This window comes from Trinickia dabaoshanensis (assembly GCF_002879885.1).
Lineage (GTDB): Bacteria > Pseudomonadota > Gammaproteobacteria > Burkholderiales > Burkholderiaceae > Trinickia > Trinickia dabaoshanensis.
In genome coordinates this window covers 345,091-366,452 of the sequence record NZ_PNYA01000002.1, presented here as the reverse complement: position 1 = coordinate 366,452, position 21,362 = coordinate 345,091, and the positions used below count along the sequence as shown (strand labels likewise).

19 protein-coding genes are annotated in these 21,362 nt (G+C 64.3%); 14 read left to right on the top strand and 5 right to left on the bottom strand.

The features are described from left to right. Positions 1 to 6: 6 nt before the first annotated feature. The 10 genes from mraY to lpxC all read left to right on the top strand — a co-directional run bounded on the left by mraY (position 7) and on the right by lpxC (position 12,381). Positions 7 to 1,176, top strand: a complete 1,170-nt coding sequence (mraY, locus tag C0Z18_RS03585; protein ID WP_102643975.1) for a phospho-N-acetylmuramoyl-pentapeptide-transferase — start codon at positions 7 to 9, stop codon at positions 1,174 to 1,176. 39 nt (positions 1,177 to 1,215) lie between these two features. After that, positions 1,216 to 2,739 (top strand): UDP-N-acetylmuramoyl-L-alanine--D-glutamate ligase, encoded by a 1,524-nt coding sequence (murD, locus tag C0Z18_RS03580; protein WP_233216928.1) that lies wholly within the window; start codon positions 1,216 to 1,218, stop codon positions 2,737 to 2,739. Continuing rightward, entirely contained in the window at positions 2,736 to 4,019 is a 1,284-nt protein-coding gene (gene ftsW / locus C0Z18_RS03575; protein WP_102643974.1) for a putative lipid II flippase FtsW, read from the top strand. Before murD ends, ftsW begins: the two co-directional genes overlap by 4 nt. Next, positions 4,016 to 5,122, top strand: coding sequence for an undecaprenyldiphospho-muramoylpentapeptide beta-N-acetylglucosaminyltransferase (gene murG, locus C0Z18_RS03570; RefSeq protein WP_102643973.1), 1,107 nt, complete (start codon positions 4,016 to 4,018; stop codon positions 5,120 to 5,122). Before ftsW ends, murG begins: the two co-directional genes overlap by 4 nt. Further along, positions 5,119 to 6,519, top strand: a complete 1,401-nt coding sequence (gene murC, locus C0Z18_RS03565; protein WP_102643972.1) for a UDP-N-acetylmuramate--L-alanine ligase — start codon at positions 5,119 to 5,121, stop codon at positions 6,517 to 6,519. The genes murG and murC overlap by 4 nt, the downstream gene beginning before the upstream one ends. Further along, positions 6,512 to 7,453 (top strand): D-alanine--D-alanine ligase, encoded by a 942-nt coding sequence (locus tag C0Z18_RS03560; RefSeq protein WP_102643971.1) that lies wholly within the window; start codon positions 6,512 to 6,514, stop codon positions 7,451 to 7,453. Before murC ends, C0Z18_RS03560 begins: the two co-directional genes overlap by 8 nt. A 9-nt stretch (positions 7,454 to 7,462) precedes the next feature. Further along, positions 7,463 to 8,224: a cell division protein FtsQ/DivIB gene (locus tag C0Z18_RS03555; protein ID WP_102643970.1), complete on the top strand. Its 762-nt coding sequence runs from the start codon at positions 7,463 to 7,465 to the stop codon at positions 8,222 to 8,224. Between the two features lie 20 nt (positions 8,225 to 8,244). After that, entirely contained in the window at positions 8,245 to 9,477 is a 1,233-nt protein-coding gene (gene ftsA, locus C0Z18_RS03550; protein WP_102643969.1) for a cell division protein FtsA, read from the top strand. A 152-nt stretch (positions 9,478 to 9,629) separates the two neighbouring features. Continuing rightward, positions 9,630 to 10,832, top strand: a complete 1,203-nt coding sequence (gene ftsZ / locus C0Z18_RS03545; protein WP_102643968.1) for a cell division protein FtsZ — start codon at positions 9,630 to 9,632, stop codon at positions 10,830 to 10,832. Positions 10,833 to 11,463: 631 nt separating this feature from the next. Then, the gene (gene lpxC, locus C0Z18_RS03535; protein WP_102643966.1) at positions 11,464 to 12,381 is read left to right on the top strand and encodes a UDP-3-O-acyl-N-acetylglucosamine deacetylase; all 918 of its coding nucleotides are present in this window, start codon (positions 11,464 to 11,466) and stop codon (positions 12,379 to 12,381) included. Between the two features lie 49 nt (positions 12,382 to 12,430). On the opposite strand, the gene C0Z18_RS03530 is transcribed toward lpxC, so the two are convergent. After that, positions 12,431 to 12,916: a DUF721 domain-containing protein gene (locus C0Z18_RS03530; protein ID WP_102643965.1), complete on the bottom strand. Its 486-nt coding sequence runs from the start codon at positions 12,914 to 12,916 to the stop codon at positions 12,431 to 12,433. Positions 12,917 to 13,094: 178 nt separating this feature from the next. Here C0Z18_RS03530 and secA point away from each other — a divergent pair, with 178 nt between their 5' ends. From secA to C0Z18_RS03510, 4 genes are all read left to right on the top strand, one after another. Next, positions 13,095 to 15,923, top strand: coding sequence for a preprotein translocase subunit SecA (gene secA / locus C0Z18_RS03525; RefSeq protein WP_102643964.1), 2,829 nt, complete (start codon positions 13,095 to 13,097; stop codon positions 15,921 to 15,923). Positions 15,924 to 15,938: 15 nt separating this feature from the next. Further along, positions 15,939 to 17,186, top strand: a complete 1,248-nt coding sequence (gene argJ / locus C0Z18_RS03520) for a bifunctional glutamate N-acetyltransferase/amino-acid acetyltransferase ArgJ (protein ID WP_102643963.1) — start codon at positions 15,939 to 15,941, stop codon at positions 17,184 to 17,186. A gap of 96 nt (positions 17,187 to 17,282) precedes the next feature. Beyond that, the gene (locus tag C0Z18_RS03515; protein ID WP_102643962.1) at positions 17,283 to 18,155 is read left to right on the top strand and encodes an ATP-binding protein; all 873 of its coding nucleotides are present in this window, start codon (positions 17,283 to 17,285) and stop codon (positions 18,153 to 18,155) included. Continuing rightward, a complete protein-coding gene (locus C0Z18_RS03510; RefSeq protein ID WP_102643961.1) occupies positions 18,152 to 18,589 on the top strand; it encodes an NUDIX domain-containing protein in 438 nt (145 codons plus the stop codon). Before C0Z18_RS03515 ends, C0Z18_RS03510 begins: the two co-directional genes overlap by 4 nt. Before the next feature lie 15 nt (positions 18,590 to 18,604). Here the strand turns inward: C0Z18_RS03510 and C0Z18_RS03505 are convergent, their stop codons facing one another. The 4 genes from C0Z18_RS03505 to C0Z18_RS03490 all read right to left on the bottom strand — a co-directional run bounded on the left by C0Z18_RS03505 (position 18,605) and on the right by C0Z18_RS03490 (position 21,332). Next, entirely contained in the window at positions 18,605 to 18,796 is a 192-nt protein-coding gene (locus C0Z18_RS03505; RefSeq protein WP_102643960.1) for a DNA gyrase inhibitor YacG, read from the bottom strand. An 83-nt stretch (positions 18,797 to 18,879) separates the two neighbouring features. Beyond that, on the bottom strand, positions 18,880 to 19,635 hold the full coding sequence (gene zapD, locus C0Z18_RS03500) for a cell division protein ZapD (RefSeq protein ID WP_102643959.1): 756 nt from the start codon (positions 19,633 to 19,635) through the stop codon (positions 18,880 to 18,882). Between the two features lie 207 nt (positions 19,636 to 19,842). Then, positions 19,843 to 20,454 (bottom strand): dephospho-CoA kinase, encoded by a 612-nt coding sequence (gene coaE, locus C0Z18_RS03495; RefSeq protein ID WP_102644030.1) that lies wholly within the window; start codon positions 20,452 to 20,454, stop codon positions 19,843 to 19,845. Between the two features lie 5 nt (positions 20,455 to 20,459). Then, positions 20,460 to 21,332 carry a prepilin peptidase gene (locus tag C0Z18_RS03490; protein ID WP_199189378.1) on the bottom strand — a complete coding sequence of 291 codons (873 nt, stop codon included), beginning with the start codon at positions 21,330 to 21,332 and terminating at the stop codon, positions 20,460 to 20,462. Positions 21,333 to 21,362 lie beyond the last annotated feature (30 nt).

Here is a 21,362-nt window from a genome sequence, read left to right as displayed (position 1 = left end):
ACAAGCATGCTGCTGGTGCTGGCGCAATGGCTGCAGAACGACGCAAGCTTTTTGCGCGTATTCGGCTATCTGACGTTTCGCGCGGTGATGGCCACCATCACCGCGCTCGTGATCGGGCTCGTCTGCGGGCCGTGGGTGATTCGCAAGCTGACCGAGATGAAGGTAGGGCAAGCGGTGCGAACCGACGGGCCGAAGACGCACCTGGTCAAATCGGGCACGCCGACGATGGGCGGCGTGCTGATTCTGATCGGCATCGCCGTGTCGACGCTGCTCTGGGCCGATCTGACCAATCGCTTCATTTGGATCGTGATTCTCGTGACGTTCGGCTTCGGCGTGATCGGCTGGGTCGACGATTATCGCAAAGTCGTCTACAAGGACCCGCGCGGCATGTCGTCGCGCGAGAAGTATTTCTGGCAATCGGTGATTGGCTTGTTCGCCGCGGTTTATCTCGCCTTCAGCGTGTCGGAGGCGAGTAACGTGCGCGTGTTCGATCTGTTCATGGCCTGGGTGCGCAGCGGCTTGTCGATGGGGCTGCCCGCGCGCGCCGATTTGATGCTGCCGTTCTTGAAGTCGATCAGCTATCCGCTGGGCGTTTGGGGCTTCATCGCGCTGACTTATCTTGTCATCGTCGGTGCGAGCAACGCGGTCAATCTGACCGACGGTCTCGATGGCCTCGTGATCATGCCCGTCGTGCTCGTCGGCGCGTCGCTCGGCGTATTCGCCTATGTGATGGGTAGCTCGGTGTATTCGAAGTACTTGCTGTTTCCGCATATCCCCGGCGCGGGCGAACTGCTGATCTTCTGCTCGGCGATGGGCGGGGCCGGGCTCGCGTTCCTCTGGTACAACACGCACCCCGCGCAGGTGTTCATGGGCGACGTCGGCGCCCTCGCGCTCGGCGGCGCGCTCGGCACCATCGCCGTGATCGTGCGGCAAGAGATCGTGCTGTTCATCATGGGCGGCATTTTCGTGGCCGAAACGCTCTCGGTCATGCTGCAAGTGGTGTGGTTCAAGTACACGAAGAAGCGCTACGGCGAAGGGCGGCGCATCTTCAAGATGGCGCCGCTGCATCACCATTTCGAGTTGTCGGGCTGGAAGGAGACGCAAGTCGTCGTCCGCTTTTGGATCATCACGTTGATGCTGTGCCTGTTCGGGCTATCGACGTTGAAGCTGCGCTAACGACGCGCGGCGCGCACAAAGGAAAAGGAAAAGCTAGCGATGTTCGGCGAGATGTTTCGTGATCGGCAACGGCCGATGGTGCTCGTGCTGGGGCTCGGTGAGTCGGGCCTTGCGATGGCGCGCTGGTGTTCGCGCCAGGGGTGCCGTTTGCGCATCGCCGATACGCGCGAGGCGCCGCCGAATCTGCCGGCGCTCGCCACGCACGACATCGACGCGCAGTTCGCCGGTGGTCCGTTCTCGCCCGCGCTGCTCGACGACGGGATCGAACTCGTCGCATTGAGCCCGGGTCTCTCGCCGCTTGCGCAAGACCTCGCACCGCTCATCGCAAGCGCGCGCGAACGCGGCATTCCGGTATGGGGCGAGCTCGAATTTTTCGCGCAGGCCCTCGCGCATCTGGGCGAAAGCGGCTACGCACCGAAGGTCGTCGCGATCACGGGAACGAACGGCAAGACGACCACGACGAGCATGACCGGGCTACTGTGCGAACGCGCAGGCAAGAAGGTGGCCGTCGCGGGCAACATCAGCCCGTCGTTGCTCGATCGGTTGATGGATGCGATCGACACGGCGGCGTTGCCCGACGTGTGGGTGCTCGAGCTGTCGAGCTTCCAGCTCGAAACCGCGCATTCATTTGCCCCCGATGCGGCAACCGTGCTGAACATCACGCAAGATCATCTCGACTGGCATGGCGGACTCGACGCCTATGCCGCCGCGAAAGGACGCATCTTCGGGCCGAATACGGTGCGAGTGCTCAATCGCGACGACGCGCGCACGATGGCGTTCGCGTCGGGCGCCGTTGCGTCGGGGCAGGCTACGTGCATCACCTTCGGCCTGAACGAGCCCACGCGATTGGGCGACTACGGCCTCGTGCTCGAGAACGGCATCAACTGGCTCGCGCAGGCGCGCGAGCGCGAGCCGTCGGACGAGACGGCGAGCCCGCGCCGCCGCAAGCAAGAAGCGGCCGTGCCCGCCGACCTCGCGATGACGCGCCTCATGCCGGCCGACGCGCTGCGCGTTCGCGGCCTGCACAACGCGGCCAACGCGCTCGCGGCGTTCGCGCTGGCACGCGCGATCGGGTTGCCGGCGGCGCCGCTGCTCCATGCATTACGTGAATATCGCGGCGAGCCGCATCGTGTGGAATTGATCGCCTCGATCGACGGTGTCGACTTCGTCGACGACAGCAAGGGCACGAACGTCGGCGCGACCGTTGCCGCGCTCGACGGACTGGCTCAGCGCGTCGTGCTGATTGCCGGCGGCGACGGTAAAGGACAGGATTTCGCGCCGCTCGCACGCCCTGTGGCGCGGTGGTGCCGCGCGGTGATGCTGATCGGTCGCGATGCGCCGCAACTGCGCGAAGCGCTCACCGAGACCGGCGTCATGCTGGCCGACCATCCTACGCTCGAGGCTGCGACGCAAGCGGCGGCCGCACTTGCCGAGCCGGGCGACGCGGTGCTGCTCTCGCCGGCCTGCGCGAGCCTCGACATGTTCACCAACTACGCGCATCGCGCCGCCGTGTTCCGCGACACGGTCGAGGAGATCGCGGCCCAGCGGGGGACGATGCTATGAGTTGGCTCGATCGCTTCGGCTCCCACCTGACGCCGTCGCGCGATGCGGCGGGCGGCGCTAAATCGGCGAAAATCGCGGGCGCCGCTTCGTCCGGCATGGGCGGGCTCGCGAGCGCCGTCAGCGGGATGCGTCCGATGCGCTCGCGCATGCTCGACTACGACCATGCGCTGCTGTGGGTCGTGATTGCCTTGCTCGGGCTCGGCGTAGTGATGGTCTATTCGGCCTCGATCGCCATGCCGGATTCGCCGAAGTACGCCGCGTACCACACCTATGCATTCTTGATGCGCCACGTCATTTCGGTGACCCTCGCCTCGGTGGTCGCGATCGTGACGTTCAAGATTCCGATCTCGGTTTGGGACAAGTACGCGCCCAAGCTTTTCCTGCTCGCGCTCGCCGCGCTCGTGATCGTGCTCATTCCGCACATCGGCAAAGGCGTGAACGGCGCGCGCCGATGGATTCCGCTCGGCCTCATGAACATGCAGCCTTCGGAAATCATGAAGCTCGCCGTCACCATTTATGCGGCGAACTACACGGTGCGCAAGCAAGAACACATGCATAGCTTCGCCAAGGGCTTTTTGCCGATGGGCTTCGCGGTGGGCGTCGTCGGCGCGCTGTTGCTGCTCGAGCCCGACATGGGCGCGTTCATGGTCGTCGCGGCGATTGCGATGGGCGTGCTCTTTCTCGGCGGGGTGAACGGCAAGCTGTTCGGCGGCCTCGTGGCCACGGCGGTGGGCACGTTTTCGATCCTGGTGTGGGCCTCTCCCTGGCGGCGCGAGCGGATTTTCGCTTACCTCGATCCGTGGGACGACCGCTACGCGCAAGGCAAGGCCTACCAATTGACGCACTCGCTGATCGCGTTCGGCCGCGGCGAGTGGTTCGGCGTCGGCCTCGGCGGCAGCGTCGAAAAGCTCAACTATCTGCCCGAAGCGCACACCGACTTCATCCTTGCCGTGATCGGCGAGGAGTTCGGCTTTATCGGCGTGCTGGTCGTCATCTTGCTGTTTTACTGGATCGTGCGCCGCGCGTTCGAGATCGGCCGGCAGGCGCTCGCGCTCGACCGAACGTTCGCCGGCCTCATGGCGAAGGGCATCGGCCTGTGGTTCGGCGCCCAAACGTTCATCAACATGGGCGTGAATCTCGGCTTGCTGCCGACAAAGGGGCTCACGCTGCCCCTCGTGAGCTACGGCGGCTCGGGGATCGTGCTCAACTGTGTCGCGCTGGCGGTCTTGATGCGGGTGGACTACGAGAACCGTGTGTTGATGCGTGGGGGAAAGGTATGAGCGCCACGCCGCAACACACGCTCTTGGTCATGGCCGGCGGAACCGGCGGGCACGTCTTCCCGGGGCTGGCGGTCGCGCATCGCATGCGCGCATGGGGCTGGCGCGTCGTTTGGCTCGGCAATCCTTCCGGCATGGAAGCGTCGCTCGTACCCAAACACGGCGTGCCGATGGAATTCGTTCGCTTCGGCGGGCTGCGCGGCAAAGGGCTCAAAACGAAGCTCATGCTGCCGCTGAATCTCTTGCGTGCCTGCTTGGAAAGCGCGCGCGTGCTCAAACGCGTGCAACCCGATGTCGTGCTCGGAATGGGCGGCTACATTACGTTTCCGGCCGGGGTCATGACGGCGCTGACCGGACGAGCCCTGGTGCTGCACGAACAGAACTCCGTGGCGGGGTTGGCGAACAAGGTGCTCGCCAAGCTGGCGCGCCGCGTATTGGTTGCGTTTCCCGATACGTTGCCCGGCGCCGAATGGACCGGCAATCCGCTGCGCGACGAACTGTGTCATGCGCAAGAGCCGAAGGCCCGCTATGCAAGCCGCACGGGGCCGCTGCGCGTGCTCGTCGTCGGCGGCAGCTTGGGGGCCGCGGCGTTGAACGAGTGTGTGCCGCGCGCGCTGGCCCTGCTCGCGCCGAACGAACGTCCGCACGTCATTCATCAAGCGGGCGCGAAGCACATCGACGCGTTGCAGGCCAATTACGCGCAAGCCGGTTTCGAACCCGGCGAGGCACTGCGCCTCGTGCCGTTCATCGACGACATGGCGGCCGCGTACGGCGAAGCCGACCTCGTCATTTGCCGCTCCGGCGCGATGACGGTGGCGGAGGTGGCGGCCGTGGGCGTCGCCGCGCTGTTCGTGCCGTTCCCGTATGCGGTGGATGACCACCAAAGCACGAACGCCCAATTTTTAGCATCGCAAACCGCCGCCGTGCTCGTGCAGCAACGCGATTTGTCGCCGGAAAATCTTGCGGATTGGCTGCGCAGCCAGACGCGCGAGACGCTCGCCGAGATGGCCGAGCGCGCGCGCTTGCTGGCCAAGCCCGAAGCCACCGATCGTGTCGCGCAGGTTTGCGCGGCCGTGGCGCTCGCGCGCCAAGAAGGAAAGTCATGAAACACATCGTCAAACATATTCACTTCGTCGGCATCGGCGGTGCCGGCATGTGCGGCATCGCGGAGGTGCTCGTCACGCTCGGCTATCGCGTGAGCGGATCGGATCTCGCCCGGAGCGCCTCGACCGACCGGCTCGCCTCGCTCGGCGCCCGCATCGAGATCGGCCACGCCGCCGAGCATATCGGCGACGCGGACGCCGTCGTCGTCTCCACGGCCGTGCGCAGCGACAACCCTGAGGTATTGGCCGCGCGCCGCAAGCGCGTGCCGATCGTGCCGCGTGCCGTGATGCTCGCGGAACTCATGCGCCTGAAGCAGGGCATCGCGATCGCCGGGACGCACGGCAAAACCACGACGACGAGCCTCGTCGCGAGCGTGCTCGCGGCGGGCGGGCTCGACCCGACCTTCGTCATCGGCGGCCGTCTCACGAGCGCGGGTGTCAATGCGCGCCTTGGCACCGGCGATTTCATCGTGGCCGAGGCGGACGAGTCCGATGCATCGTTCTTGAATTTGTTGCCCGTGATCGAAGTCGTCACGAACATCGACGAAGATCACATGGACACGTACGGGCACGACTTCGCCCGGCTCAAGCAGGCGTTCATCGAGTTCACGCACCGGTTACCGTTCTACGGCATTGCGGTGCTCTGCGTCGATTGCACGAACGTGCGTGAAATTCTTCCGTTCGTCTCGAAGCCGGTGATTCGCTACGGCTTCGCGCCCGATGCGCAGGTGCGCGCGATCAACGTTTTCGCGCGCGAGGGCAAGATGCATTTCACGGCGGTACGCGAAGGCGCGGCGCCGCTCGAGGTCGTACTGAACATGCCGGGCACGCACAACGTGCAAAACGCGCTGGCCGCGATCGCGATCGCCACGGAGCTCGAGATCGCCGATGCCGATATTCAGCGGGCGCTGGCGGAATTCACGGGCGTTGGACGCCGTTTTCAGCGCTATGGCGAAATGCGCGTGGCCGAGGGTGGCACCTATACGCTGATCGACGATTACGGTCATCACCCGGTGGAGATGGCGGCCACGATCGCCGCGGCGCGTGGCGCGTTCCCGGGCCAGCGGCTGGTGCTGGCGTTCCAGCCGCATCGTTTTACGCGCACGCGCGATTGCTTCGAGGATTTCGTCGGCGTGCTCTCGAGCGTCGATGCGCTCGTGCTGACGGAAGTCTATGCGGCCGGCGAAGCGCCGATCGTGTCGGCCGACGGTCAAGCGCTCGCGCGTGCGGTTCGCGCGGCGGGCAAAGTGGATCCGGCATTCGTCGCCACGGTCGACGACGTGCCGCAAGCGCTGTCGACGCTCGTGCGCGACGGCGATGTGGTGATCACGATGGGCGCGGGTTCGATCGGCACGGTGCCGGGCCGCCTCGCTCAAGAACTAAAGGTTAGAGATGAGTAGCATCGATCCGAAACGTTTCGGCAAAGTGGCCGTATTGCTCGGTGGCGAATCCGCCGAGCGCGAGGTGTCGCTCAAATCGGGCTCGCTCGTGCTCAAGGCGCTGCGCGACGCCGGTATCGACGCGCATCCGTTCGATCCGTCGGAGCGGCCGCTGTCCGCGCTCAAGGATGAAGGCTTCGCGCGTGCGTTCATCGCGCTGCACGGCGGCTATGGCGAGAACGGTCAAATCCAGGGCGCGCTCGACTTCTACGGTATCCGTTATACGGGCCCGGGTGTGCTCGGCTCCGCGCTCGGCCTCGACAAGTTCCGCACGAAGCTCGTGTGGCAGCAGCTCGGTGTGCCGACGCCGCCGTTCGAGGCCGTGATGCGCGGCGACGACTACGCCGCGCGCGCCGCGCAGATCGTCGCGAAACTCGGCCTGCCGCTGTTCGTGAAGCCCGCGAGCGAGGGCTCGAGCGTCGCGGTGACGAAGGTGAAGGGCGCCGACGCGCTGCCGGCCGCACTCGAGGAAGCGGCCAAGTTCGACAAGATCGTCGTCGTCGAAAAGAGCATCGAGGGTGGGGGCGAGTACACCGCGTGCATCGCGGGCGATCTCGACTTGCCGATCATCAAGATCGTGCCGGCCGGCGAGTTCTACGACTATCACGCGAAATACATCGCCGACGACACGCAGTACTTGATTCCGTGCGGGCTGCCCGCCGAGGAAGAGACGCGTTTGAAGGCGCTATCGCGCCGTGCGTTCGAAGTCCTCGGCTGCACCGACTGGGGCCGCGCCGATTTCATGCTCGACGCGAACGGCAACGCCTATTTCCTCGAGGTGAACACGGCGCCGGGCATGACCGACCACTCGCTGCCGCCGAAGGCGGCGCGCGCGGTCGGCATCGGCTATCAAGAACTCGTCGTCGGCGTGCTCGCGTTGACGCTAAAGGATTGATCGCCGGCCATGTGGAACAACGTACGCCAACTGAACCTCGCAGCCAACGCGCTCTATGCGCTGTGGGCGCTGGTGCTATTGGCGGCGGGCGCGTACTGGCTGATGCAGCGCCCCGCGTTCACGCTGCATACGATCGCGATCGGCGGAGACACCGAGCACATCAACGCGCCGACCGTGCGTGCCGGCGTGGTGGGCCATCTGAAGGGCAACTTCTTCACGGTCGATTTGGACAACGCACGGGCGGCGTTCGAGCAAATGCCGTGGGTGCGCCGCGCGAGCGTCCGGCGCGTTTGGCCGAACGCGCTCGCGGTGACGCTCGAAGAGTACAAACCGCTCGCCACGTGGGGCAGCGATCAGCTCGTGAGCGTCGACGGCGAGCTGTTCACGGCGAATCAAGGCGAGCTCGACGAAGATCTGCCCGCGTTCGACGGACCGAACGGGACGGAAAAGGAAGTCGTCGCGCGCTACTTCGATTTCAAGAAGTGGCTCGCGCCGCTCGGGGCGACGCCCGAGGAAGTGACGCTGTCGCCGCGCTACGCGTGGACGGTGAAGCTTTCGAACGGCACGCAGATCGAGTACGGCCGGGAACGCAATCCGCAAACGCTCGCCGAGCGCAGTCATCGGTTGAGCGCGGCTTGGAGCGCGGTCACGGCTCGCTGGGGCAACGACATCGAATACGCTGACTTGCGTTATCCGAACGGCTTTGCGATTCGCGCCGCGGGGATGCGCTTCATCGGCAATGCGACCGCGGGCAAACCCGCGGCGAAGTAATCACACGCAATGAGCACGCTATGAGTAAAGACTACAAGGATTTGCTGGTTGCCCTGGACATCGGCACGGCCAAGGTCGTCGCGGTTGTCGCCGAGTTGCGCGGCGAAGGCCACTACGAGGTGATCGGGCTCGGGCAAAGCGAATCGAAGGGTCTGAAAAAGGGCGTCGTGGTGAACATCGAGGCCACGGTGCAGTCTATTCAGCGCGCGCTCGAGGAAGCCGAGTTGATGGCCGACTGCAAGATCACGAACGTCTTCACCGGGATCGCAGGCAGCCACATCCGCAGCTTCAATTCGAGCGGCATGGTGGCGATCAAGGACAAAGAGGTGACGCAGGCCGACGTCGCGCGCGTGATCGAGACCGCCAAGGCGATCAACATCCCGACCGATCAGCAGGTGCTGCACATCCTCACCCAGGAATTCATCATCGACGGACAGGAAGATGTGCGCGAGCCGATCGGGATGAGCGGCATTCGCCTCGAAGTGAAGGTGCACATCGTGACGGGGGCCGTGTCGGCCGCGCAGAACATCGTCAAGTGCGTGCGCCGCTGCGGGCTCGAGGTCAACGATCTGATCTTGCAGCCGCTCGCTTCGTCGCTGGCCGTGTTGACCGAGGACGAAAAAGAGTTGGGCGTCGTGCTCGTCGATATCGGCGGCGGCACGACCGATATCGCGATCTTCAGCGAGGGCGCGATCCGGCATACCGCCGTGATTCCGATCGCGGGCGACCAGATCACGAGCGATATCGCGATGGCGTTGCGCACGCCGACGCCCGATGCCGAGGACATCAAGGTGAGCTACGGCATCGCCAAGCAGGCGCTGGCCGATCCCGACGAGATGATCGAGGTGCCGGGCCTTGGCGAACGCGGTCCTCGCACGCTTTCGCGCCAGGCGCTCGCGGCGGTGATCGAGCCGCGCGTCGAGGAGCTTTTCTCGCTCGTGCATCAAGTCGTGCGCGAGTCGGGCTACGAGGAACTCTTGAGCTCCGGCATCGTTCTGACGGGCGGTGCTTCGATGATGCCGGGCATGGTCGAACTCGGCGAAGACATTTTTCTGAAGCCGGTGCGCATCGGCGTGCCGGAATATGCGGGCGGTCTCGCCGACGTCGTGCGCAATCCGCGCTATTCGACGGCGATGGGCTTGCTCGTGGAAGGCTCGTCGCAGCGCATGCGCGGGCGCAAGGTTGCGGTGCAGGCCGGCTCGATGGGGCAGGTCTTCTCGCGAATGAAGGACTGGTTCTTGGGCAATTTTTAACGATCGTAGACGGCCCAACGCGCGTTGATTCCGATGCGCTTCGGGCGGGCAGTGACAGCGCGGGTGCCGGCGGCTCGCGTGCGGCGTGGGGGTTGCCCGACTCCCCGCCGAATAACGGCCGATCAGCAGGATTATTTCTTGACGGAGGCAATATGGAATTCCAGATGTTGGAAACGGAAACCAACGGCACCATCATCAAGGTGGTGGGCGTTGGCGGTGCGGGCGGCAATGCCGTCGCGCACATGATCAGCAAAGGGGTGCAAGGCGTCGATTTCGTCGTCATGAACACCGATGCGCAAGCGTTGTCGCGTTCGCGCGCGCCGAACGTGATTCAACTCGGCAACACGGGGCTCGGCGCGGGTGCGAAGCCCGAGATGGGACGTGCGGCGGCCGAAGAAGCGCGCGAGCGGATCGCCGATGCATTGCGTGGCGCGCACATGGTGTTCATCACCGCCGGCATGGGCGGCGGCACGGGTACGGGCGCGGCGCCCGTGGTCGCGCAGATCGCCAAGGAAATGGGCATCTTGACCGTTGGCGTCGTGAGCAAGCCTTTCGAATTCGAAGGCGGCAAGCGCATGCGCGTGGCGGAAGCAGGTTCGCAGCAACTGGAGGATCACGTCGACTCGCTGATCGTCGTCCTGAACGACAAGCTGTTCGAGGTGATGGGCGATGACGCCGAGATGGACAAGTGCTTCCAGTGCGCGGACGACGTTCTGAACAACGCGGTTGCCGGTATCGCCGAAATCATCAATGTCGATGGCTTGGTCAACGTCGACTTCGAAGACGTGAAGACGGTGATGGGCGAGCAAGGCAAGGCGATGATGGGCACGGCCACGGTGGCCGGCGTCGATCGCGCCCGTCTGGCGGCGGAGCAAGCCGTGGCGAGCCCGCTGCTCGAAGGCGTCGATCTGTCGGGTGCGCGCGGCGTGCTCGTGAACATCACGTCGAGCCGTTCGTTGCGTCTGTCGGAAACGCGCGAAGTGATGAACACGATCAAGAGCTACGCCGCTGAAGACGCGACGGTCATCTTCGGCGCCGTCTACGACGACGCGATGGGCGATGCGCTGCGCGTGACGGTGGTGGCGACGGGTCTGGGCCGCGCGGCGGCCAGCGCGGCGAAGAAGCAGCAAGCGGCGCCGATGACGCTGCTGCGCACGGGCACCGATAACCAGCCGGTGATGCAGCACGGCTACGCGCAACCGGCGCAGGCGAACACGGCGGATTACGGCGCGTTCGATACGCCGGCCGTGTGGCGCAACTCGCGTGAAACGGCGGCTTCGCACGTGCAGGCGTTGCAGGAAAAGGGTGTCGATACGTACGACATTCCCGCGTTCCTGCGCAAGCAGGCCGACTAAGCGGCGCTCTCGCCGGCGCGCGTTTCGTTTCGTTTTGCGTCGCGCAGGCGTTGGGGAGCAACATGAACGGCAACGGCGTCAGGCGGCTTCGTCCTGTCGGACGATCGGGCGCGGCCACCACCCGCAACGCGCAAGCGCCGCGGGTGGATCGGCTGTCGGCGCGTCCGAGACCGGGCGGCGCGGCGCGCGCGAGGATGACGAATCCCACGCGTGCATGCGGCGACACGGTGTGCGACAGACGGATCTGGCAGCGAGCAAGCCGCTGACCTCGCTTTAGTTGCGCGAAGCGCGACGAGCGCGGCCGGGCATTCGGGTCATCGCGGGCAAGATGTCCCGGGCAACGGCTTCGAACGGACCCATGCGATCGATGTCGCTGGGCGAGGAGCCTTCGCGTCGCCAGTTTGGCGTTGCGCGCGGGCAACGCATGCGCCGCGCGTTTTGTGACGGTCCGTTACGGGCCGGCGACCGGGAATGCCTCCGTTCCGGCCGCCGGCCTTCTTTCGTCGATTACGGTAACCGGGGGAAACAGATTGATACGTCCGGAGAAATGAACGCTCGCCCCGGATAGAGTATACTTCGCCCTATGGACTAAAAAATACCGATTGAGAATAGCAATCGAACGAACGCAATCATGTTGAAGCAACGCACCATCAAATCGATCGTCAAAACCGTTGGCATCGGCCTGCATTCCGGACGCAAGGTCGAGCTGACGTTGCGCCCGGCTGCCGCGAACACCGGCATCGTCTTCTCGCGCGTCGATTTGGCCACCCCCGTGGACATTCCGGCGAAAGCGCTGTCGATCGGCGACACGCGCCTGGCTTCCGTGTTGCAGAAGGACGGTGTGCGCGTCTCGACGGTCGAGCATTTGATGTCGGCCTGCGCGGGCCTCGGTATCGACAATCTTTACGTCGACGTCACGGCCGAGGAAATCCCGATCATGGACGGCAGTGCGGCATCGTTCGTCTTTTTGATTCAGTCGGCCGGGATCGAAGAGCAAAACGTCGCCAAGAAGTTCATCAAGGTCACGAAGCCCGTCGAAGTGCGCGAGGGCGACAAATTCGCGCGCCTGGACCCGTACTTCGGCTTCAAGCTCAAATTCACGATCGATTTCAGCCATCCGGCCGTCGATAAGACCGGCCAAGCGCTCGAAGTCGACTTCGCCACCACCTCGTACGTCCGCGAGATCGCCCGCGCCCGCACGTTCGGCTTCGCTCATGAAGTCGAGATGCTGCGCGAACTCGGGTTGGCACGCGGCGGTACGTTGGACAATGCGATCGTCCTCGACGATTACCGCATCCTGAACAACGACGGCTTGCGCTACGACGACGAGTTCGTCAAACACAAGATGCTCGATGCGATCGGCGACCTTTATGTCGTCGGACATCCGCTGCTGGCGTCCTATACGGCGTATAAATCGGGGCATGGCCTGAACAACGCGCTGCTGCGCGAGTTGCTCGCCCACGAAGACGCCTACGAAGTGCTGAGCTTCGACGACGTGCGGCACGCGCCGCGCGGTTTCGGCTACGAGGCGCAGACGGCGTTCGCCTGATTCGTCGTGTGACGACCGGATGGTCAAAAATGAGCGGCCCGCGGGCCGCTCATTTTTTTTCGTCGGAGGGTTTCCCGTGCCGGGCGGCCATCTTGGCCAGCGCGGCCTGCAGCGGCGACGGCGCGAGCGTGCGGCTCAGCGCCTGTAGCGCGGCCGCGCCCGCCGGCGTCATGCGCGCTTGTTTCGGCGCGGGCGGCTCCGCCATCGGCCGAGGGCGCACCTTGATGGTGAGCGCTCGAACCGGCCAGCCGCGCTGCTGCAACTGATCGAGCAGCCGCCGTTCGACCTGCCGCAATCGCGCCGCGAGCGCACTGTGGGCGGCGAACAGCGTCAGCGTGCCGTCCTTGATGAATCCGGGTTCGACGTTCGTCGCGAGATAATCGGGCAGCAATTGCGCCAAATCGCGTTCCAGGGCCGAGATTTGCTCGACGCCCGCGCGCAGCGCGGCGAATGCGTCCGTGCGGCCCAGCACTTCGGAGACCGCCTGCGGTTTGCGCGGCGTCGCGAATTTAGAAAATGACGAAAAGCGGCTCATGGCGCGATTGTACCCGGCCGCGCCATGGACACGGTACGTTAAGGCTCGCGTGCTAAAATGCGCGATTCGAATTCACTCATGGAATAAGCCGCCGAGGCTATCCGAAAGCGGGCATCCGCCGCGTCTCGTCTCAGAGCCGCGTGCCGCCCGACCGAAGCCGCGACGCATACTCGACCCGATGACCACCGGTTTTCTCCAAAAGATCTTTGGCAGCCGCAATCAGCGTCTCGTCAAGCAGTATCAAAAGACCGTCGCGGTGATCAATGCGCTCGAGCCGCAAATCGAGCAATTGACGGACGACCAACTGCGCGCCAAAACGGATGAATTCCGCCAGCGCGTAGCGAGCGGCGAGTCGCTCGACAAGCTGCTGCCCGAAGCGTTCGCCGTGTGCCGCGAGGCGAGCCGCCGCGTGCTGAAGATGCGTCACTTCGACGTGCAGCTGATCGGGGGCATGGTGCTGCACTACGGCAAGATCGCCGAAATGCGCACGGGCGAGGGCAAGACGCTCGTCGCCACGCTGGCCGCGTACTTGAACGCGCTCTCGGGCCGGGGCGTGCACGTGGTGACGGTGAACGACTACCTCGCCGAGCGCGATGCGGAATGGATGGGGCGGCTCTACAACTTCCTCGGCTTGTCGACGGGTATCAACCTGTCGCAGATGGACCATGAGTCGAAGCAAAAGGCCTACGCCGCCGACATCACGTACGGCACGAACAACGAATTCGGCTTCGATTACCTGCGCGACAACATGGTCTACGAGACCACCGCGCGCGTACAACGCTCGCTGAACTTCGCGATCGTCGACGAAGTGGACTCGATTCTCATCGACGAAGCGCGCACGCCGCTGATCATTTCGGGCCAGGCCGAGGATCATACGGAGCTGTATGTCCGGATGAACGCGCTGCCGCCGCTGCTCGAGCGCCAAATCGGCGAGGAAAAGGCCGACGGCACGGGCATCGAAAAGCCGGGCGACTACACGCTCGACGAAAAGGGCCGCCAAGTGTTCCTGACCGAATCGGGTCACGAAAAGGCCGAGCGTCTGCTGGCCGAGTGGGGCTTGATCGGCGAGGGCGAGAGCTTGTACGCCGCTCAAAACATCACGCTGATGCATCACGTGTATGCCGCGCTGCGCGCGCACACGCTGTTCTTCCGCGATCAGCACTATGTCGTGCAAAACGGCGAAGTGATCATCGTCGATGAATTCACGGGTCGTCTGATGCAGGGCCGCCGTTGGTCGGACGGGCTGCATCAAGCCGTCGAGGCCAAGGAGCACGCGAAGATCCAGAGTGAGAATCAAACGCTCGCATCGATCACGTTCCAGAACTACTTCCGCATGTACGGCAAGCTGTCGGGCATGACCGGCACGGCCGACACGGAAGCGTACGAATTCAACGAGATCTACGGTCTCGAGACGGTCGTCATCCCGACCAACCGTCCGCCGAAGCGGATCGACCGCCAAGATCAGATCTACAAGACGGCGAAGGAGCGCTACGACGCCGTCATCCGCGACATTCGCGAATGTTACGAGCGCAACCAGCCGGTGCTCGTCGGCACGACCTCGATCGAGAACTCCGAACTGCTGTCGGACTTGCTGACCAAGGCCGGGTTGCCGCACGAAGTGCTCAACGCGAAACAGCACGCACGGGAAGCGGCGATCGTCGCCGAGGCGGGGCGGCCCAAGCGCATCACGATCGCGACGAACATGGCCGGACGCGGTACCGACATCGTGCTCGGCGGCAATGCGGAGAAGCAGGCTTCGCTGATCGAAGCCGACCCGTCGATCCCGGCCGAGGAAAAGGCGCAGCGCATCCAGGTGCTGCACGACGAATGGCAGGCGTTGCACGATCAAGTGAAAGCCGCGGGCGGCTTGCACATCATCGGCACCGAGCGCCACGAGTCGCGCCGTATCGACAACCAATTGCGCGGCCGCGCGGGCCGTCAGGGCGATCCGGGCTCGTCGCGCTTTTATTTGTCGCTCGAAGATCCGCTGCTGCGCATTTTCGCGGGCGATCGCGTGCGTTCGATCATGGACCGCCTGCGCATGCCCGAGGGCGAAGCGATCGAGGCGGGTATCGTCACGCGCTCGATCGAATCGGCGCAGCGCAAGGTCGAGGCGCGCAACTTCGATATTCGTAAGCAACTGCTCGAATACGACGACGTCTCGAACGATCAGCGCAAGGTGATCTACCAGCAACGCAACGAGTTGCTCGAGGCGCACGACATCACCGAAACGATCACGGCGATGCGCCACGCGGTCGTGACCGACGTCGTGCACGAGCACATCCCCGCGGGCAGCATCGAGGAGCAATGGAACGCGCCCGAACTCGAGGAAGCGCTGCGCAAGGACTGGCAGCTCGATCTCGCCGTGCAGGAAATGATCAACGAATCGCAGTCGCTCGACGCCGGCGATATCGTCGAGGCGGTGATCGCCGCGGCGGACGAAGCGTACGAGGCGAAGGTCGCGCTCGTGGGCCGCGAGGCGTTCAGCTCGTTCGAGCGCTCGATCATGCTGCAAACGCTCGACCGCTGCTGGCGCGAGCACCTGGCCGCGCTCGACCATTTGCGCCAGGGCATCCATCTGCGCGGCTATGCGCAGCAAAACCCGAAGCAAGAGTACAAGCGTGAAGCGTTCGAGCTGTTCGAGACGCTGCTCAATTTCGTGAAGACGGAAGTGACGCGTATCGTCATGAACGTCCAGATCCAATCGCCGGAACAGCTCGAAGAGGCAACCGAGCAGTACGAAGAGCAGGGCAGCCACCTCGAGAACGTCGAGTTCCGCCACGCGGAGTTTGCGGAAGCCGGCGCAGGATCGGCTGCGGCCGAATCGGCCGATGCCGCCGCAGCCGATATGGTCGGCCAGGCCATGAGCCATGGCTCGCATGCGGCGGCCGCCGCCGCTTCGGCGGCCGTGGCCGGCACGAGCGGCGTGCCGAAGGTCGGCCGCAACGATCCGTGCCCGTGCGGCAGCGGCAAGAAGTACAAGCAGTGTCACGGCAAGCTCGCTTAACCGGAACTTCAGACCATGGCCGTCAACTTCCCCTCGATCGATCCTGCTCAACTTCATCCGGTTGCCGGCGTGACGCTTGGCTTCGCGGAAGCGAATATTCGCAAGCCGAACCGTAAGGACGTGCTCGTCATTTCCGTCGACGAAGGCGCGACGGTGGCGGGCGTGTTTACGTCGAACCGCTTTTGCGCCGCGCCGGTCACGGTCTGCCGCGAACATCTCGCGAAGGCGCGCGAGGCTCGGGGCGCGAAGGGGATTCGCGCGCTCGTGGTCAACACGGGCAATGCGAACGCCGGCACGGGCGAGCCCGGCCTCGCACATGCGCGCGAGACCTGCGACGAACTCGCGCGTCTGGCCGGCATCGCGCCCGAACAGGTATTGCCGTTTTCGACGGGCGTGATTCTGGAGCCGCTGCCGATCGACCGTCTCAAGGCCGGGCTGCCCGCGGCGCTCGAATCTCGCGCGGCGGCTCACTGGTATGAAGCGGCGCAAGCCATCATGACGACCGATACGTTGCCGAAAGCGGCGTCGGCGCAGGTGGCGATCGACGGCCACACGGTCACGCTGACCGGCATCAGCAAGGGCGCGGGCATGATCAAGCCGAACATGGCGACGATGCTCGGGTTCCTCGCGTTCGATGCGGCGCTTTCGCAGGACGTGCTCGATACGCTCGTCAAAGACGTGGCGGATCGTTCGTTCAACTGCATCACGATCGACGGCGATACCTCGACGAACGACTCTTTCATTCTGATCGCTACGGCCAAGTCGAGCTTGCCGGCGATTACGTCGGTCGCGACGCCTGCTTACGCGGCGCTGCGCGACGCCGTGGTGCGCCTCGCGCAAACCTTGGCTCAATTGATCGTGCGCGACGGCGAAGGCGCCACCAAGTTCATGACCGTGCAAGTCGAAGGCGGCACGAACGAGGCCGAATGCCGAAAGATCGCCTATGCGATCGGGCATTCGCCGCTCGTGAAGACCGCGTTCTATGCGTCGGATCCCAATTTGGGGCGAATCCTGGCCGCGATCGGCTACGCCGGCATCGACGATCTCGATGTGGCGAAGATCGATCTGTATCTCGGCGATGTGCACGTTGCCAAGGCCGGCGGCCGTCATCCCGCTTATCGCGAGGAAGACGGACAGCGTGTGATGAAGGAAAGCGAAATCACCATTCGCGTGCTACTCGGGCGCGGCTCCGCTCGAGCGACGATCTGGACCTGCGATCTATCGCACGAATACGTCTCGATCAACGCAGACTACCGCTCCTGATTCGATGCGCGGCCGCTTCGCCGGCGGGCTGCGCATCCCTTCTTCATCGTGCCGCGCGGTGTGCCTCGGCGCCTGGCGCTTCATGGTTCAACGTTCATGGACAAACTCGAACAGTTTTTGACCCGCGCCGAGGCGCTGCTCGGCCGTCTCGAGGGCATGCTTCCGCCTGCTGCGCCCGATGTCGATTGGTCGTCCGCCGCCGTCGCATTTAGGTGGCGCAAGCGGCAGGGTCGCGGCTATCTGCAACCGGTGCCCGCGATTTCGTCTATCTCTTTGGACGACCTGCAAAACATCGATCGCCAGAAGGCACTGATCGAGCAGAACACGCGCCAGTTCGTGGGTAAGCACCCCGCGAACAACGTGTTGCTGACCGGCGCGCGCGGCACGGGCAAGTCGTCGTTGATCAAGGCCTGTTTGAATGCCTACGCGAAAGACGGTTTGCGTTTGATCGAAGTTGACAAGGACGACCTGCACGACCTGGGTGATATCACCGATCTCATCGCTTCGCGCCCCGAGCGATTCATCGTGTTTTGCGACGATCTCTCGTTCGAGGAAGGCGAGTCGGGCTATAAGGCGCTGAAGGTGGCGCTCGACGGCTCGGTATCGGCTCAGTCCGACAACGTGCTGATCTACGCGACATCGAACCGCCGTCATTTGTTGCCCGAGTACATGAGCGACAACGAGACGTACAAGCATACGTCCGACGGTGAGATCCATCCGGGCGAGGTCGTAGAGGAAAAGATTTCCTTGTCCGAGCGCTTTGGTCTGTGGGTAAGTTTCTACCCGTTCAAGCAAGACGATTACCTGACGATCGTCGGTCACTGGTTGCGGCATTTCGGTTGCAGCGACGACGACGTAGCAAACGCGCGCGGCGATGCGCTCGTCTGGGCGCTCGAGCGCGGATCGCGCTCGGGGCGCGTGGCTTGGCAATTCGCCCGCGATTGGTCGGGCCGCAGGACGCCCGCATGACGACACAATCAAGCAGCGTGGGCACCGCCGAGCGCTCGCCCACCGGACGGCCTGTGACCGAGGTCGCGGTTGGCGTGCTCGTGCATCGCGATGGCCGCTACCTGCTCGCGCAGCGGCCTCCCGGCAAGCCATACGAGGGGTATTGGGAGTTTCCGGGCGGCAAGCTGGAACCCGGCGAAACCGTCGAAGCGGCGCTATCGCGCGAATTGCACGAAGAGCTTGGCATCACGCTAACGGCTTGCCATCGGTGGCATACGCTCGAGCACGATTACCCGCATGCTTATGTGCGGCTGCACTTTTGCAAAGTGACGGATTGGACGGGCGAGCCCCATGGCCGCGAGGGCCAAGCGTTTAGCTGGCAACGTCTGCCCGTGGAGGTCGCGCCGCTGCTGCCGGCCGCTATCCCGGTTTTGGAGTTGCTGGCGGCCGAGTGATCGCGGCCGCGCCGGTCAGTTCAAATCGCCGTGTTCGTCGTCGTCCGAGGGCGGATCTTCGTCGGTGCCGCCGATGCGGTATTTCTCATTGGCCCAGGCGCCGAGATCGATTTGCTTGCACCGTTCGGAGCAGAACGGGCGAAAGCGGTTCTCGGGCGTGAAACGGACATCTTTCCCGCAAGTCGGGCATTTGACGACGGTAACCATACTGTCAAGCGATCATGAGTAGGCTGCCGCGCACCCGCGCGGCAGCGACGGATTTCGCGCGCCGGAATGCGCCGCGCATTCGATCAAAGGCTGCACAGCGTCAATTGGAACGGTACGTCCACATCGACGGACCGCGGGCGCAAATCGCCATCTTGCACGGTAAAGCGCACCCACAACATGTACTTGTTGGCACTGGCTTCGGGGATCACCCGCAATTCGGGGGAGATGCGCACCTGCATCAACTGATAGGTACGGCCCGAGAGCATTTGCTGATAGCTGCCCTGCATCGCCATGACCTTCGAGGCTTGGCCCGATTCGCGAGCGAGCCGCAGCACGATCGACGCGGCGTCGCGCAGCGGCAAAAGCGGCGTGATCCATTTGACGATATCTTGCCGGCGCTGATCGGGATGCAGTTGTTGCCACGCGTAGTACGAGGGCAGATCGAACTCGCAGGTGCCGCCCGGAATGATCGCGCGGCTGCGGATGCTGGCGAGCCACTCGTTATCGGACAGATGCTGACCGGTCTTGCCTTGCATCTGCGCCAAACCGGCGAGCGTTTGCTCGATTTCGCCGAGGACGGCTTCCAAGGCGTTCTGCTCGATCCCGGGGTTGCCTCGGAACGGCGCGAGGGTTTGCCGCTGCCGCTCCAGTTCCTTCATCAAGTCCGACTTCAAGTCGGCGCGGCCCGTGACTTCGGCGATTTCGAACAGCGTCGTCAGTGCGACATGGTGCTCGCGCGGGTCGTCTTGATTCAAAAAGAACGTAAAGCGCTCGAACAAATCTTCGAGACGCAGCAGTGTGCGAATTCGCTCGTTGAACGGATACTCGTAAAGAATCAAGCGGGCTCGCCCCTGACGTCGTGGGTGGTGGGATTGCAGCACATTCTAATGCCCCGGATTGACCCCCGCAATCACGGAATCGGGCACTTTTTACTGGTTTCTCGTGGGATCGAACGTTCGAAGACCGTATACAGTCGATCCGCGCGGCACGTTCGACATCTTGGGTTGGAACGCGCGGCCCGCTTTATATGAAACCCGGCACTACCGTTACGGCGCCGCTTTGGCCGCCAACGCGAGGTAGCGTTCATGCAGCGTGCGCACTTCGCGTGCCAGCTCGTCCAGCGGCTTGGCATCATTCACGATGATATCGTCCGCTGCCGCGAGACGGGCCTCGCGCGTGGCTTGGCGCGCGATGATGGCCAGCACCTGCTCGCGCGTGAACGCATTGCGGCGCATGACGCGCGCGATTTGCGTCTCCACGTCGCAGTCGACCACGAGCACGCGATCGACGCGCGAGCGCCAAGCGCCCGATTCGACGAGCAGCGGAACGACGACGATAACGTACGGCCCGCTTGCCGCTCCGCGTTCGCGCTCGGTTTCGGAGCGAATCAGCGGGTGCGTGATGGCCTCGAGCCGCGCCTTGGCCGTATCGTCGGCGAACACGAGCGCGCGCATCTTGGCGCGATCGAGCGAGCCGTCGGGGGCAACGAACCGCGGCCCGAAGGTTTGCTCGACGAGCGGCATCGCGGCGCCGCCCGGCGCGGTGATGCGATGCGCGATCGCATCGGTATCGACAATGGCTACGCGATGTGCGGCGAACAGGTCGGCGATGGTGGATTTGCCGCTGCCGATGCCACCCGTGAGCCCAACGGCGAACATGTCTGTCATCCTCCGAGCAGATGAAAGATCGGCGTACCGGCGAACAAGGTGACGACACCGCCCAGCGCCAAAAATGGCCCGAACGGCAGCGGTTCCTCGAACCTCAAACGTCCCGACCACATGGCGGCCAGGCCGGCGATCGCGCCTGTGACCGCCGCAATCAGGACGATCTGCGGCAGGGCCGCCCAGCCTAGCCATGCCCCTAGCGCCGCGAGCAACTTGAAATCGCCGTAACCCATGCCCTCTACGCCACGAGCGAACCGGAACAGCCAATAGATCGACCAGAGGAAAACGTAGCCTGCGATGGCGCCGGCGACGGCCGCGCGCAATGTCGCGAACGTGCCCTCGAAGTTCACGATGAGGCCGGCCCACAGGAGCGGCAGCGTGAGCGAATCCGGCAAAAGCCGCGTCTCGGCGTCGATCGCGCTCATCGCAAGCAGCGCGGCGGTGAAGCCGAACGCGGCGAGCGCTTCCGCGGTCGGACCGTAAAAGGCGAGCGAGGCTGCCGCCAGCGCACCCCCCGCGAGTTCGACGAGCGGGTAACGCGGGCTGATCGGCGCCCGGCACGACGAACAGCGGCCGCGCAGCAGCGCGTAGCTGAGGACGGGAATGTTTTCGTGGGCGCGCAACACGTGGCCGCAGTGCGGGCAGGCGCTGCGCGGCACGCATAGGTTGTAGCGCGCCGGCAGCGCATCGCTTTGCGCGGTGTGGCCGGTTGCTTCGCTGATTTCCAATTGCCATGCGCGCTCCAGCATGATCGGCAACCGGTGAGCGACCACGTTGACGAAGCTGCCCACCGCAAGCCCGAACGCGATCGCAAAGGCGAACTGCAAGACAGGCGGCAGCGTGCCGAAGGCGGTGCCGATACCGAGGGACATGCGCGAAATCGGGTCGCTGAAGACGGAGGC